Raw genomic sequence first — 14,670 nt, 5'->3', positions numbered from 1 at the left:
GGGCATAAAAAATGCCGCTGCTGCGGCACTGATCTTTTATCAGGATGTTACTAAATGTATCTCGCTGATACTGTGTATTTTTCACACACAGCAAGAGAGGTCATATGTCTTACATTCACAGCAGAGAACATGCTGATCATGGCGATGTCATCAGCGTTCATTGCTCTCATCAAGTTAACGTACTGGTTCTGGATGATACCAATTACTCTAAGTATCGTTCGGGGCGGCAATGCACATATTACGGAGGGTTTTACACTAGATTTCCCGCTAATATAGCTGTTCCTCACTCTGGCTACTGGAATGTCGTGCTGGCCCTTCCTCCCGGCCATCGAGCTAATATCCAGTACTCAATCAATATCATCCGGTAAATTTAGCTGACCTTTTGCCTGAAATAGGGATTCTTCAAGGGCGGCAATGATCTTCTGCTGTGTGCCGTCCCTTAAATAACCTACCGACGCCATCCCCTCCTGTTTATCGCTGTCGCGGTACCAGATAACCTCGCCATTAACTTCGATTGCTACTTTCATTATGTTCACCCATTAAAAAACCCGCCGGAGCGGGCTTGGTTTAGTAAGTGGCTTGCGCTTTGCGGCTTAGTCCAAATGTCTGCTGCATCTGAGAGGATACCGGGCCGCCTCTTTCCATGTCGGTGATCAGCAAGTCCACAACTGCACTACCGTCCTGCATGTAGCCGTCGGCACTCTGGACGGTGGCGCCGGTAGACTGGTTGATGACGTTCACCTGCACGCTTATCCCTCCTCCTGACTGCATATCCTTATTGCTGATGACCTTCCCGTTATCGCCGGGGATCATGTACTGCTTGCCGGTGCTGGCCTGGTAAATCTCTGGCTTGCCTTTCTCGCCGACCTGGTACAGGCCGCCGGCACTTACCGGACCGCCGTTGTAGCGAGCGCCGGCAAGCGCAAGCCCGTTAGCCAGTCCCACAGTCGAACTGATACCAGCTGCAGCCGGGCCAGCGTTAGCACCGAATGAGGCGAGCGATGCCATCGCGGCCGCCGGAGCCCAGGCCGATGCGGTAGTTGCCGCCAGTCCGACTGATGTCGCCACCGATGCGGCGCCGAGCGTCTGACCGAGGATGTAGTTTTTCAGCGCTTCGACGCCAACCTGGACAATGCTATTGATCACGCTGTTCAGGATGGTATTCCCAAGCGACCGCATCGCCTCCTGCGCTGACATTGTGCCAGTTAGCAGGCCGGTGATTGCATTGGAGGCATTCCCGCTAAACGCATCCACCGCACTCGTCAGCATGTTATAGCCGAGGCTTTGCTGGCTGAGTATTTCCCATTGAGCTGCGATCCGCTGCTGCTCATATTGCCGGTCAGCGGCATTTTTCAGCGCCAAGGCATTCTCATGAGCGAGAACCCCTTGCTGCTCGAACTGCTGAATCAGCGCCAGCTCCTGCGCGTGCTGGTTGGCCAATTGCTGCACCGGGTCAACTTCTGCAAGTGCCTGCTGGGTGGGGTTAACCACCTGCTGCGAGCGTATTTTGGCAAGGTTGGCCTGATGCTGCTGCTCCATCTGCTCAGTGGCTGCGTTGTACTCCTGCAGATCAATCTTCCCGGCGTTCAGCGCCGCTTTCAGGTTCTGCATGGATTCAGCGTAGGATTTATTCTCAGCCTGTTCCGGAATGGCATTAAGCGCCTCTGTTACCCCCTTCGCCGCTGCGGCTGCATCCCATGCGGCTGCTGCGTATTTGCCTGCTTCCTGGATTTGAGCCTGAGTAGCTGATTTACCGAGAGACTGCTGCGCACGCAATATCGCCTGCTCACGGCTCAATTCCTGAGTTGAGTCCGCTGCAAGCTCAGACTGCTGGCGAAGGTTTTCGAGTTTTTGGGCAATAGAATCTGCGGTAGACGCCGACTGCTTCCCGGCTTTGTCGCTTTCCTTCCTAGCCTCCGTAACCCGATAGGTTTCGGCGTATTCGTCCTGCAGCGCTTTGATTCGCTTCGGATCGGTCACCCCAGCATCAGCTGCATCATATTGGGCCTGAAGCCTGGCTCGCGCCTCACCCTCAAGTTTGGCCAACGCAAGCCGGCGTTCAGAGTTTTGAACCAGCTTCTTGGTTGCGGCGTCATCGCCTTTGGTCGGCGGCGCATTAAACTGGTTGCTTCCGGCGTCCTTCTGAGCCTTTGCTCGAATGTGGGCTATCTCCCCCTCGATCTGCTTCAACTGTACTGCTGCCTGCGCCCTTCTGGCCTGAAAAATTGAGTCAGTTTCATACCATCTCTGGCCGTCTTTCAGCTCATTGTTCAGATCCTGCTGGAGCTTGATCAGCTTCGGCATTCTTGAAGAATCGCCGACATTGTTGTTGTAGTAATTGAGGTTATCCGCGACGCTCTGCATCAATCCTGCAAGGGTCGTAGTCAGGCCTATTGCCTGGTTCAGGTCGTTAATGGCATTTTTGAAGGCAACATCGAGGCTGTTCTTTGCGCGATCAATGCTGACCGGCATTTTATCGAACTCTTCATTGACCGACTGCGACTGACGTTGAATGGCGTTCAGGGCATCCTGAGCCGTCAGTTTACCTTCCAGCATTTTCTTGCGAAGATCGCCGATTGATATCCCCAGCCCCGCTGCAATCTGGCGCGCAAGTTCAGGCATCTGCTCAAGAATAGAGTTGAACTCTTCAGCACGGACGATACCGCCAGAAATAGACTGGCCGAACTGCCGCAATGCGTTTGCCATTTCCTCAGTAGAGGACCCACCGATCGTGCCAATTTTTTGCAGTGTCGATGTCAACCCGAGAATTTGCGAGTTAGTGGCGCCAGTCTCCTTTAGCGCTGTCGTCAGTGATTCCCATAACCTCTCAGTCTCTGACAGGCTATTACCTGTTTGAGCTGCGATTGCAGACAGGGAAGCAAGTGTTTCTTTGGCCACGTCAATGCTGGGGCTTAGTCTGGCTATCCTCGCCTGGAGCGTAACCATCTCGTCGCCGATGGCGATAATCTTCTTCGCTGCATCAATGGTGAAAGCTGCTGCAATGGCAACGCCAACTTTATTTAAAGCACCTTCGAATCGCCCGGCAGATCGTGATGATTGCTCAAACTTGGCGTCCATTTGGTCAAGACGCTTATTAACCTGCTGCTGCGCCTGGATCAGGCCGGATACGTTAGCCTCAATGTCATAATAAATTTCACCTGCTTTCTCTGCCATCGCATACTCCGGGCATAAAAAAACCCGCCGTAGCGGGTTTGGTTATTTACAGGCCCGTTGGCCTATATAATACGCTATTGAATTATCAACTATTGGTGACATGCCTTCGTCAGGCTTGGATGCTTTCATTTGTTCCAGCGTGTCTCCATCACCAAGATACTTCACCGTCCACGATGTGCAGTCATACAGGCGCTGTGAGTAGGATGTCCCTGATGGCCCCTCTCTCATGGTCGTGATGGTTGCCATGGAACCATTTAAGCTTTTATCAATGATGGTGTATTTGGCTTTCGAATCAGTTGGAATGCTTATTGTTGTCGCGGAAACTGCACTAAATGACATTAGAGCTATGACTGAAAACACGACCTTTTTCACACCTTCCCCTCCCTCTATAAAAGATGAGCATAATCCTAGCAAACTTTAAAACTCTTTCCCTTATAAAAGGCGACGACATTGCCCGCTGGCTCTGTAACTATTACTTCCGCATGCCTAAGCTCGTTATCCTTGTCGATAGATGTAATCACCTCACCTGTTTTTAAGTTGAATACCTCTAATTTATTCTCATAAGGCTCTCTTCCTTTTGAAGAGCCATAAAAGGATAGCGCCAAATATTCGGCAAACTCAGATAGGGAACATGAGGTTAGATGGGTCGTAGTAGTTAGCCTGAATACTTCTTTTTGTTGAGCATTAAGTACAATGATAGCTGCCATGATCCCATCAGGATCACGGTGAACACTGAACACAAAAGTCCCATTGAGAGAAACACACCAGGCTTTTACAGAAAATCCACTTCCTACCCTTACCATGAACTGAAACTCTTCGTTTTTTAGGAGAGCTACCGTATTCTCCCGCAGGGTTTCATATTCAGCTCGATCAAAATGCCCTACATGCCATTCGCCATTTTGGCTTGGCACGCAATTGATGCAGAAATGCTCCATCCAGTAGAGCACTCTTCCATCGGAAAGCTCGCTCCCCCTTTCTAGCTTCATCACCTATCCCCACCGCTTTGTTTTCGACAGATTAGCAGGGATAGGAGAGAACGACAAAGTGCTCCATCTTGGCTTAAAAATGGCTAAGCAATGCCGGGCAAGTACAGCTGAACTTCATCGGCAGCACGATCGCGCGCAGCATGGAGCAATTGCTTACGTCCACCGACTCCCCATTTCGCCATCTGGCTAGCACACTGGCTAATCGCTTTGGTTTCAGTGTTGATGATATGATCGATTTTGTTCAGGCGGGACATTGCTCCAATGCCCATACGAACAACCGTCCGAAATACCTCATACACCTCGATTTCGAACTCGGGCTTAATCCATGCTGCATAGCGAATGGCAAGCAGCTCCACTCCCCAGACACCAGGCTCATCCCCACCCTTAACTACCTTAAGTGGTTGAATTTGTTCCAAAGCACTTTTTTGGGCTTTGGACTGCAATGCTTTGATGAATCTTTTAACCTGAGCGCTGCGGAGGAATTTACTGGGCCTCTGCGACTCAGTTGCCTCCCCTTTTGCTACTGCCGCAGCATGAAGATCGTTGAAGTTATAGCGACCATCGCCATCGACACGAACGGAGACGCCGTTCACTGATACGGTTGGATATTTCATCGTATTTACCTTTCTGTGGTGCGAGCCTGTTCGCGTAGACATGGGCAGCCAAGAGCGGAACGATGAAATCCACCGCCCTGTCTCAGACTCACACTACGGAAAGCTCTTGCTGAAAGAAGCGCACGCGAATGCGCGATTTGTTGCGGGTATAAAAAAGCCCCGGACTATGCCGAGGCTGGTTTATTTGGTTTTACGGGCTCGTTCCTGCTCCATCATCGCCTGCCAGCGGCGATCGTCTTCGTCCATGACCGTGTCGTACTCTTCGCGCGTGAAGCCGTTCTGATTTGGGTATTTGGCGTTAATCATCATGGCGAACTCTGTCATCGTGAGGTTCTCAGCCTCTTCCCGGCTTATACCGAAATGGTTGCGGGCCGCCATGATGTAGTCGGCTGCGCGGAATTCTGCTGTTGTCTCATTCGTTTCGTAACGCTGCAGCTTGCGCACCTTCGCTTTGCCGATGATGCCGTGCATCATCAGGTTTTGCGCGACGATGACCATACTTTCCGGCGGCATGCTGCCCGGGCGCCATACAAAGCCACGCTTACGTGATTTCCCCGGTTTCATCCAGCCAACCAGATCGCCGATATCGTCGTCACAGCAGGCTGTCAGTACCGTGTGAGCAGCCATGATCGCTTTTCGTGACAGGAGCCCGCTTTGCATAAACCGAAGGATGCAATCAGGAAGGCGGCTGTACTCATCGCGGATATAGGCCTCAGCTGCGCGCTGCGCGAATGGCGTCGCCTCGTCATTGCACAGGTCATAGAACGCCTGAACAATCTCCTCGGGCTCACCGATTCGCGCCATGTTGCGAAACGACGGCCGGAAAAAGAATTCCCGGTCACCGGTACCGATAACGCATTCGCCTAATTCTTTAATCGGGGTCATAGTCGCTCCATAAACAGTATCAAGGGCGCAGAACGCCCTTTGTACTATTCACGAATGGCCTGGGGGTTAACTGATAGTGACCGTGCAAGATGCAGACGTGATCTTGACTGGTGTCGCGGAAGAATCGGTGACTTCACAGGTATAAACCCCGGCATCACCAGAAACAGCGCTGGCCTTGTTGAAGGTCGCCGTTGTTTGACCGCTGACAACCGTGCCGTCTTTCTTCCAGACGTAGGTATAAGGCGCTGCACCACCCTCAACCACTACAGACATAGTCAGAGCCGATCCGGCCGTCACGCTCTTGGTCGTCGGCAGGTTGGTGGTGAACGCCAGCGCCGGCGGGGCGACCTCAAATACCACGGTGTCTGCATCAGCTACTTTCCACTCTCCGGAGAAGGTGGAAATATCCGAGGTGCCGAAATCACCAGACCAGGAGGTGGTGTTGAAGTAGCCCATGATATAAGTGCCAGCGTCTTCACCAGTTAAGTCGAAGCGAACCCAGACAGACGGCTGCCGGCCGGCCTGCACTTCATCGAAAATATATTTCGAGATGGCAATAGCGCCAACTTCCGTCGTCTTGTCTTTCTTGCGGAACTCACCTTCGCCGGAGATGGTGAAGTCCATGTTGTTGACCAGGTTCTCAACCAGACCTTTCGTATCGTCAGCCTCAGAGGTGACGGTATTCATGGAGTAGTCAAAGCCCTTGGTGGTCATGGCGCCGAGTCGCTTCCATTCGGAAAGCGCTGGTACCGTATCAGCACAGCCAAAAGCCATGCGGAGCACGGCCACCTTACCAATCAGCTTGCCGGTGTCATTAGCGCAGCCTTGCATGTATGCCTCTCAATTAAAAAAGGCCGCCATATGGCAGCCTGATGGATGATTCTGGCGGGTTAAGCCGCTCTGGCTTCAATCCGCAAAGCGTCTGAAGAAAGCTCTCTGCGATGTGCTGCATTAGCAGTGTCTTTTTCCGCCATTGCGAGTATTCGGTCGTGAGCAATTAGCCCTGCTGTTCTTGCAGCGAGCCTTTCTCTCTTGCGAGCAATAACATCCGCATATTCGTAATGAATTCTCAGCACTTTCTGTGCATAGGATGCATCGAAGGGATAAATCATGTTTACTCCCCGTAAGTGCAGGATACGAGCAGCCGGGTTACTAATCGGCCCTCTTCGGTGGGGATCGGCGCCGGGACATTGCCGACAAGCCGTAGCGCGCCTACGCAATCATCGGCGCCGGATTGCGCGCTGATATACTCGACAATGGCGTTTACCGCGGCGTCCGCAGCATCGGGATTCGCCTTCGAGGAGATCACATCAACCATCACATACCAGTCGCCGCCGAGGTCAAAGGTGATATCGGTACCGCCGGAAGACCGGAACACGATGAACTGATCGGTATCTTTCCCGGTGTCGCGCCATTGCCGCCACTGGACCTTAAACCCCGCGGTAAGCCCCTCATCCACAAACAGGTCTTTGAGGCGCATGTACATGGGAGGGGTCATAGCGAAAGCTCCTTCTTCACTACCGCGTCAATCTGGCTGCGGGTATCTTCGAAGCCCTTCGTTAAGAACTCCTTGCGGGCCGTTGCTCGCGTGAAGTTCTGTTTCACTGCCGGGTCGTGAACATAAACCGCATAGTTAGCCGAATAGATTACACGACCGGTGACGAGCGTTCCGTTAACAGTGATTTCCCTGGCTTGGCTGTTGATGAGCGTCGACGTATCGATCGGGGTGTAAAGCGCGGCCTGCGCGCTGCCAATAAGCATCGCAGACTGGATTGCTCGCACGACTTTACGCCCCTGGACGTCTTTGATGATGCGATCGAGGTTGGCCTTGGCCTGGCGGATGCCGCGAACTTTAACGCCCATAATCAGACTCCCGTAATCAGTGCGAAATCGTCCGCCAGTCGCTCGAACGTATCTGCGAACTGGACGATCTGCCGTATCTCGTCGGCCTCATCCGGCGGTGCTGCATCGGTCGACACGCCAATCAGGATGTAATCCCCTTCCCGCGCCGTTGCGTACTCGGTCCATATCGTGTTTTTAACAACGAGCTCCCGGCCAAGGTCACCGATTTTTGCAGAGAGTCCGCCCTGGTAGTCGCAGAGGATAGCGATCGGCGCTTCCCACCCATACGGCTGACCTCCGCCGTCGGTATCGCTACCGTCGGCATCGCGTATGCGCCGCCAGATTGTCGCCGTCGCGGTGTAAGACCACGAAGCTATAGACGACATCAGTCATCCCTCCATCGCAGCACAACGGCGCCTGTGGCGCGTATGCGGTCGCAGTTAATGAACCACTCGCCGTCGCTTTTCACATATGCTGTGGTTTGCTGGCCGGCATCGGTGATCACCCATACCCGGGTAAACGTCCGCGGCAGCCGTTGCTGAACTGAAACCCACGCCATTAGCAGCCCCCGACCACCATGAACAGCCCCACACTGTTGCCGGCGCTGATCGGGAGTTCACTGGTGCAGCCACTGGTATCCAGTTTCGCCAGAGAGTCACGCAGCCAGGTGATGCCGTCGTCTCCGTAGTCGAATGAGCGGGACGCGCCGGACGGAGCGCCCTGTGATTTGATGCGGCGGGCGCCGGAGGACGTCGCCATAAGCGCGGCGGCGTACATCAGAATCAGCTTCGCGGTGCACTCGTCATACCCCGCGCCATCTAGGCACGGAATAATCTTGTTCACCACGCAGAGAATCGGATCCAGCAGCGCGCCCGGGATGGTGTAACCCAATTCACCGAGGAACGCCTGCACGTCTGCCGCTGTGATTGGGTCAGCCATGGTTATTTCGCCTTTTTCGTTTTAGCAGCAGATTCATCCTGCTGCTCTGCCTGCTCTGCCTGCTCTGCCTGCTCTGCCTGCTCTGCAGCATCATCGACAGGCGTAGCCACTTCCAGTACCTGATCTTCATCACTAATGATTTCAACCAGACCGGCGGCCGCCCAACGTTTAGCGACATCACCGTTTACCGAGACCTGCGCGCCAACCTCCAGCTTCTGGAGATTGGCACCGGAAAGCAGGTTGTCTCGAACCACTTTTACCAGTGCCATAAATGCCCCTTAGCTGTGTGCGTAGATAACGGATTTGCGATTGTTGATGTCAGTCTTAACCATCAGGCCCATCGCACCCCAGGTGCGCCAGACGTAGTCGCTGTTGTAGAACTGACGTGGGTCAGCAACAGTACCGACGGCCTGACCAACAATCGGAGCGATAACACCCGCAGTCAGAGGAACAATCAGGATCTGGTTACCGGTCAACTGCGCATCTTCTTTGATGGCAGCAATACCGGAGAGCTTCAACAGCTCCAGCAGAATGGTGTCGGACTGGTAGTTATCGCTGAAGTAGCGTTCCAGGTTAGTGATGATCTGCCCGGAAACGTACCAGGTCTGCTGCGCATACTGCAGGTTGGTCAGCTTCATCACGTCACGCAGCGCGATGGCCGCGTTGCGAATTTGCTCCGCCGTTGCGCTGGCGCTGGTGAAGTCGATATTCAGGCCGGAAGCACTGAGATCGACAACCTGTACGCGCTCATCGGCTTTAACGCCCTTCCAGGTCTTGCCATCAAAGGCGATATAATTGCCAGCGGAATCACGGAAGCCATTGAAGACGTAATCCACGTACTGACGTCGAACATCATCAACAGAACCGCGCTGAGCGTCGGCCAGAGAAGCCAGAGCGGAGCCTTTGTTGAAAATCGGGTCACGCCACTGGAATTTGAATCCAGAATCGTGGATCGGAACCATCGTACCGTCGAAGGTGTACGCGCGCGCATCCAGCGCCGCACCAATCTGTCCGGACATAGAGGTGTGCGCCCAGCCGCGGCCGCCGGTGCGAGCGTACTCGTACACTGACTCTTCAAGACGGACAGAGCGGGACAGCGGGATCAGGTCGTTAAGCAGAGTGAATTCAGTGGCGGGCTCAAACTCAGCCAGCACAGTCTGGTCGTAAGCGCGATACAGTCGACGGATATCGTCGACAGCGTTCGTCGCGTCCAGCGCCGGTGTGTTCGCCGCATCACCACGCCAGCGGGTGCGGGATACAAAATCAGCAACGGCCTGAGCACTCATGTTGCGCGCCATTTGCAGCTCGTTAAACTGCGCCTGGTTGGCTTCAAGGTTGCCCGTCTCAGTCGCGCGTCGGGTGGAAAATACAAACATTCAGTCTCTCCTTACTTGAACACGACGCGAACCAGATCGCCTGCAGCGGCGGTCAGGGACTTGTCTTCTTCGACATAGGCAAAGATGGTTTCATCTGCTGCCAGTGCTTTGATGCGGCCATTAGCCACGGAAACCGGCTGGCCCTTGGTGTAAGTACCAGCGGCAGCGCGAACGTTGAGGAAAACGCCCGGCGTTGGCTGGATGTTTACCACCCAGTCATCGATCGCGTAGGCATCATCAACCGTTTTGCAGCGCAGATAGTCGTAGTTAGCGACGTAGAGAATCGCGTCTTCAGTGCCGTCAACAGAGGGTGTCGGCTTGGCTGCGCTGAAGAAAATAACGGTACCCGGCAAAAACGCCGCGGTCGCAGAACCTTCACGATTAAGTTGCGGGTTGGGGAAAATACCACCCGCGTGAATTACGTGTTTCCCGTCTTTAGCCATTTTTTACTCCGGCATTTCGCTGAAAGAATCGTTGTTGTTGACCTGGCGGAATGCACCATTCAGGCCGGTAGAGGTCTGGCACTGAGCAAACAGGCCATCAAGTGCGGCGCCGTCGAGAGCATTCACCGCGAGGTCGTCCAGCCCGAATTTCGCTTTTACGACCGCGCGTTTTTCGCCCTTCTCTTTGTCGGAGTTGGCGGTAAGGCCAGACTTAACCGCGGCGAGATCGTCAGCGAATGGCTTAAACCATGCCGGCGCTTCTTCGCTGTTGCTGGCCTGCTCTTTTTTCTTAGGCTTGCCGGTGGCGGGGTCGATTTCGTCCTCGCCTTCTTTCTTTGCTGCCGCCTTCTCTGCCGCTAACTGGTTGTAAGCGTCCATCAGTTCGGCATCGGACTTGCCTTCAGTCGGCTTACCCGCGGCTAGGAGCGCATTGATAATCAGTTCTTTCATCGGATCTTTCTCTCCGTTGGTTTTAATCTCGTACTCAATGGGTTTGCGCACGACTTCTACAGGTTCGCCGACGAATACGGCTTTGCCGTCATCATCGATGAGGTACTTCTGTTTGAAATACTTGGCTTCATCGCGGTAGATGAAGCTGTCCGGCCATACCGATTCGGGCCAGAGCCACTTATCATCAGCACGGCCTTCGTGAAGCTTGTCGCTGATGGCGCGCTGGATATCGTCGAAAGAGAAGTTCGAGGCGTTGGTAAAGAAGAATCTCGTTTTGTTGAGCAGGCCTTCGCGGGTGCAGTCAGCGGCTTCAGAAAGACGAGCAACTTCGATCTCCACCTCTTCGCCTTCAGAGTTCACGAAGATGCCTACGCCTTCAGATGGCGTTCCGGCGCCCGGCTCATCGAGCAATACCGCGACATGGTCAAACATCATGTTGGTGGCAATTTCGTTGTACTTTTTGCCTTTAGACTCGCCGTTGGCGGCGATGCCGGAATACAGCAGGCCGGTTGAGATGTGGATAGGTTCAGAGTTAGTGCCGGCGATCATCTCGTCCAGGCGGTTAATCAGGCGCTTGCCCTTCTCACTGGATTCGGCGTACTGGCGATCGATATACATATCGCCGCTGACTTTTCCGTCTTTGTGGCTGACGTTCTGGAGCCATGCGCCGACGTGGTAGTTATTCACCGCCCGGACATCGCGAGCAGACACATGCTTGCCGTCCACCTTCGGGTGGCCCAGCGGCATCGGGTTGCGCTCCAGCGTGTTGTAGGCCTTTTCGATTTCTGCTGCCGGGTACAACTTCCGGTTCATCACAATATCGTCCACGACAGGCGTGATGCCGCGAACCACGATATGTGGCTTGCCGTCGATGGTTTCAGTAGTGATGTTTGAAGCGGAGTTGACGACGGTCAGCACGTTAACGCGGTTGCGTTTCATGCTGGGTCCTCATTGGTGGATTTCAGGCAATAAAAAAGGCCGCCGTGGCGACCTGTTTTTACTCAGTTAGATTTATTTGAATTTAAGCTCAGTTTTAGCATCAAGAACTATCGCATCAATAAGTTTTTGTGTTGCCCTGGACATGTCATCGTACGCAACGAAGTCCGGGTATCCTTCTTCATAAACGCTATAATCAGAATCTGACTCATTCTTAAAGAAGTCAGCAAGTAGTAAGCGGGTGTTATGGCTAAGGGAGATCGGTGCTATAGCGTAGAATCGATGAATTTGCGCGCTCACTTCATAAAACCTACGCCAGTCAAAATCACCCTCTGGTTCAGGCCTATTATTAATTTGGGCTTTGTAGCATCTTTCGTAAAATTTATTTGCTTTTTTATAAATGGCCTTAATTTCAAATAAATTATCAATTAACTGGTTATATGATGAGTGTTTCTTCTCCCACCATTTCTCATGGTAGAAGCGATTTAAAGCAAAGCTTGCAGTAAACCAGGCGGCAACCACCCCTGTTGTAATCGGAACAACAAGAGTTAGAAAAAAAGAGCCTACTTCTTGTGGGGTAACACTCATCAGCTTGATTCCATGAAAATTATGATGATGCTATTAAGCACTAATTGGAATCTTCTTTCCATTGATCGCGCTCTTTTGCCAGACGTTCAGCCAGACCTTTGTTGAAAATTCTGCCGTCGTCGTTGAGCAGGACCGGAATCTGGGAGCAATAACATCGATATTTGTTGCCATCGCGAGAATAGAACTCCCTGACCCACTCAGTCGTTTTGACCTTTCCGTGTTCGGCGGCATGCCACCACCGGGTCGTCGGTTTGAGCGCCGACAGCCACAGAAGGCCGGTATTCAGCCCAAGCCGATCCGCCGCCCAGTCCGTTTCGTTCCATTGCGCCTGGCGCAGCGCGCCGACCTGCTCAGTCTGAGCGATGGTCTTGGCCTTCGACATCGAGACATCAAGGCGCTTGCTGACGATGCTGGCTGTTTCTCGGGGGTTTATGCCGCGGCCTATTGCGTCGGCAATGACGTTAGCGAGATCGGCCCGCACGGCGTCGCTTGTCCCCTTCCAGTCGCTGTACGTGCTGATGTAAGCAGCAGCGATCTGATTCTGATACGCTGGACTGGAAAGCAACTGCTGCAGCGTCGTCTGGCTGGCGTAAACCGGCGACTGTACCGACAGATTCGTGAAGGCCTGCTGCGTTCCTCGCTCATACTCTGCGACGACATAATCAAGCGCCCAGAGGTTTTGGCTGCCGCCATCCAGCAGGGCATCGTCCAGAATCGTTTGCACAATCTGGAGAAGGTCGGCTAACTGCGCCGCCGTCATGTCATAAATGTAGGTGCCGGAGTTAACCTGGTAGAGCGACGGCTCAGCACCTTCATTATTGCACATCAGCCATGAACGATCGCCGTTAACCTCCCGCTGTCGGCCAGTCAGACGCTGGTCAAACACCATTTTCAAACGACGCTTAATATCCAGATACCGGCCTTCGATATCCTGAAACATCCTGCTAACCGGCCTGGCTGATTGCGTGGGGTCGACTTTGCTGCGGGGGATTATCGGCGTGCCGACTTTACTCTTTTGCTCCAGGGTCATCGGAAAGAGGATCATCGGTTGTCACCTTGTTGTTTGGGTCTGGCTGAGCAACCTCTTTGCGAGGTTCAAGCTCACCGACTGCCCTTACCTCGTTCTCATCGACCACAGGGGTGCCGTAGGCTTGCTGAGTTTTCTGGGCAACATCAGCCATAGTCGCCATATTCGCGAGCTTTTCTTTCTCACTGGGAGCGAGCAAGTCAGACCACGCCAAGGTGACCTCGCCCGATGCGGGAGGTTCGATAATACCAATAGTCCAGAATCGCTCTATCACTCGCGTAATGACATCAGACATAAAGCCCCAGCGTCGCGTATTGCAACGATTGGCCCACGCGGTTTTATCCTCCTCTGAAGCAAGGTTGCCTGTCTGCTTGCCAAACAGGATGTTAAACGGACACTGAATCGTCGACGCGAATGAGTTTGCAGAAACCGTCCACGTTGGTGTCGGATCAGCTGCCGCAACAGAAAGAACGCTCGCCTTCCCTGCCTGCATTGCTATTGCAGCATCCGTACCGCGGTTAAGCTTATTCACCTTGTCATTCATCGCATCACCAAGGTTGTTATATCCAGCATCCTTGGCTTGCTTGATGAGCGTGTCAATTTGGGTGGCGGCGTCGAACTCCATCGCCAGTTGACGACTGGCGTTCTTCAGAAACCCCTCAGCACTACCGCCTTTCGTCTTCTCAATATCGAGGAGGTCATTGTAGCCGGCCTCAAGAAGCGGGATTCCCGACAGGATATTCTCATCCTCTGAGCCTTCACAGAGCAGAATGATACGATCAGGATGCACCTGAACCGAACGAGGGCTGCTATACGTGCCCTCGTCGCCTATCGGTTGTTCATTAAACTGATAGCTGACGGGCTGCCCGTAGGTTTCCGACCAGGTATCAATATCAAGGTTGCCAGGTTTGACTTGCGGCTCCCATGCCGGGATCAGTTTAACCAGTGCAGCACTACCTAGCCTCTGGACCAGTGCCACATCAACAGGCTCACTCCAGTCTCGATTATCTTTCACCTGAATCAGAAGTGCTGAGTAACGCCCAACCATATTGCGGCGGTCAGCGTCTTTAATTTTCGCCCAGTGCTTTTTCATCAGTTTGGTAACTGACTTTTCCCATGGCGTAGTTTTGGTCGACTCCCTGTCTTCATCACCATCGATGATGGTCGGCCTGTCCATCCAGCAGGAATCCAGCAATTTATGGACAGCTGCAAAACCGGTAGAGCCGCGGCGATACTGGCGATAGAAATTGTCGAACGTCAGAGCGTCAGGGTAGCCGAACTCGTCCCATAATTTGGTCCGCTTGACGTTGCCATTACGCCCTGCGTAGAGCATGCGCTGGCGCCCAATTGCATCAGCAAGGGCATTAACGAGGAATTGCTCCCCGGTGCTTAATTCACTCACTGATGAGC

At 53.3% G+C, this 14,670-nt stretch carries 20 protein-coding genes; 1 reads left to right on the top strand and 19 read right to left on the bottom strand.

All coding sequences use genetic code 11. The annotated features are described in order from the left end of the window. The first annotated feature begins 104 nt into the window (after positions 1-104). Positions 105-368, top strand: coding sequence for a DUF1883 domain-containing protein (locus tag CW267_RS18220; protein WP_100781077.1), 264 nt, complete (start codon positions 105-107; stop codon positions 366-368). On the opposite strand, the gene CW267_RS18215 is transcribed toward CW267_RS18220, so the two are convergent. The 19 genes from CW267_RS18215 to CW267_RS18120 all read right to left on the bottom strand — a co-directional run bounded on the left by CW267_RS18215 (position 348) and on the right by CW267_RS18120 (position 14,662). Next, complete coding sequence (locus tag CW267_RS18215; RefSeq protein WP_032746671.1) at positions 348-527, bottom strand: hypothetical protein; 180 nt, start codon at positions 525-527, stop codon at positions 348-350. The genes CW267_RS18220 and CW267_RS18215 overlap by 21 nt on opposite strands. A 40-nt stretch (positions 528-567) precedes the next feature. Beyond that, positions 568-3,174, bottom strand: coding sequence for a tape measure protein (locus CW267_RS18210; protein WP_100781078.1), 2,607 nt, complete (start codon positions 3,172-3,174; stop codon positions 568-570). A 42-nt stretch (positions 3,175-3,216) separates the two neighbouring features. Then, complete coding sequence (locus CW267_RS18205) at positions 3,217-3,546, bottom strand: hypothetical protein (RefSeq protein ID WP_012967740.1); 330 nt, start codon at positions 3,544-3,546, stop codon at positions 3,217-3,219. Positions 3,547-3,581: 35 nt separating this feature from the next. Then, a complete protein-coding gene (locus CW267_RS18200) occupies positions 3,582-4,160 on the bottom strand; it encodes a hypothetical protein (RefSeq protein ID WP_012967739.1) in 579 nt (192 codons plus the stop codon). 83 nt (positions 4,161-4,243) lie between these two features. Beyond that, entirely contained in the window at positions 4,244-4,774 is a 531-nt protein-coding gene (locus tag CW267_RS18195) for a KilA-N domain-containing protein (RefSeq protein WP_040245553.1), read from the bottom strand. A gap of 180 nt (positions 4,775-4,954) precedes the next feature. Beyond that, on the bottom strand, positions 4,955-5,659 hold the full coding sequence (locus CW267_RS18190; protein ID WP_100781079.1) for a DUF6246 family protein: 705 nt from the start codon (positions 5,657-5,659) through the stop codon (positions 4,955-4,957). A 66-nt stretch (positions 5,660-5,725) separates the two neighbouring features. Beyond that, a complete protein-coding gene (locus tag CW267_RS18185; RefSeq protein WP_100781080.1) occupies positions 5,726-6,490 on the bottom strand; it encodes an immunoglobulin domain-containing protein in 765 nt (254 codons plus the stop codon). Positions 6,491-6,549: 59 nt separating this feature from the next. Further along, positions 6,550-6,771, bottom strand: coding sequence for a hypothetical protein (locus CW267_RS18180; RefSeq protein WP_032419302.1), 222 nt, complete (start codon positions 6,769-6,771; stop codon positions 6,550-6,552). A 2-nt stretch (positions 6,772-6,773) separates the two neighbouring features. Next, positions 6,774-7,157 carry a hypothetical protein gene (locus CW267_RS18175; RefSeq protein ID WP_061357252.1) on the bottom strand — a complete coding sequence of 128 codons (384 nt, stop codon included), beginning with the start codon at positions 7,155-7,157 and terminating at the stop codon, positions 6,774-6,776. Beyond that, entirely contained in the window at positions 7,154-7,522 is a 369-nt protein-coding gene (locus tag CW267_RS18170; protein ID WP_100781081.1) for a hypothetical protein, read from the bottom strand. The genes CW267_RS18175 and CW267_RS18170 overlap by 4 nt, the downstream gene beginning before the upstream one ends. Before the next feature lie 2 nt (positions 7,523-7,524). Next, the gene (locus CW267_RS18165) at positions 7,525-7,887 is read right to left on the bottom strand and encodes a hypothetical protein (protein ID WP_100781082.1); all 363 of its coding nucleotides are present in this window, start codon (positions 7,885-7,887) and stop codon (positions 7,525-7,527) included. Between the two features lie 172 nt (positions 7,888-8,059). Next, the gene (locus tag CW267_RS18155; protein ID WP_100781083.1) at positions 8,060-8,440 is read right to left on the bottom strand and encodes a hypothetical protein; all 381 of its coding nucleotides are present in this window, start codon (positions 8,438-8,440) and stop codon (positions 8,060-8,062) included. Between the two features lie 2 nt (positions 8,441-8,442). Continuing rightward, entirely contained in the window at positions 8,443-8,709 is a 267-nt protein-coding gene (locus CW267_RS18150; RefSeq protein WP_100781084.1) for a hypothetical protein, read from the bottom strand. Positions 8,710-8,718: 9 nt separating this feature from the next. Then, entirely contained in the window at positions 8,719-9,816 is a 1,098-nt protein-coding gene (locus CW267_RS18145) for a major capsid protein (protein ID WP_100781085.1), read from the bottom strand. Positions 9,817-9,827: 11 nt separating this feature from the next. Further along, on the bottom strand, positions 9,828-10,259 hold the full coding sequence (locus CW267_RS18140) for a hypothetical protein (RefSeq protein ID WP_100781086.1): 432 nt from the start codon (positions 10,257-10,259) through the stop codon (positions 9,828-9,830). Between the two features lie 3 nt (positions 10,260-10,262). Further along, positions 10,263-11,648, bottom strand: coding sequence for a DUF2213 domain-containing protein (locus tag CW267_RS18135; RefSeq protein WP_100781087.1), 1,386 nt, complete (start codon positions 11,646-11,648; stop codon positions 10,263-10,265). Positions 11,649-11,720: 72 nt separating this feature from the next. Then, positions 11,721-12,233 carry a hypothetical protein gene (locus tag CW267_RS18130; protein WP_100781088.1) on the bottom strand — a complete coding sequence of 171 codons (513 nt, stop codon included), beginning with the start codon at positions 12,231-12,233 and terminating at the stop codon, positions 11,721-11,723. A gap of 40 nt (positions 12,234-12,273) precedes the next feature. Then, complete coding sequence (locus tag CW267_RS18125; protein WP_165787450.1) at positions 12,274-13,278, bottom strand: phage minor head protein; 1,005 nt, start codon at positions 13,276-13,278, stop codon at positions 12,274-12,276. Continuing rightward, positions 13,241-14,662, bottom strand: coding sequence for a DUF1073 domain-containing protein (locus CW267_RS18120; RefSeq protein ID WP_100781090.1), 1,422 nt, complete (start codon positions 14,660-14,662; stop codon positions 13,241-13,243). The genes CW267_RS18125 and CW267_RS18120 overlap by 38 nt, the downstream gene beginning before the upstream one ends. Positions 14,663-14,670 lie beyond the last annotated feature (8 nt).

The organism is Klebsiella sp. X1-16S-Nf21 (assembly GCF_002837615.1).
Taxonomy (GTDB): Bacteria; Pseudomonadota; Gammaproteobacteria; order Enterobacterales; family Enterobacteriaceae; genus Klebsiella; species Klebsiella variicola.
The sequence above is the reverse complement of the archived record's forward strand: the minus strand, read 5'-3'. Positions and strand labels throughout refer to the sequence as shown.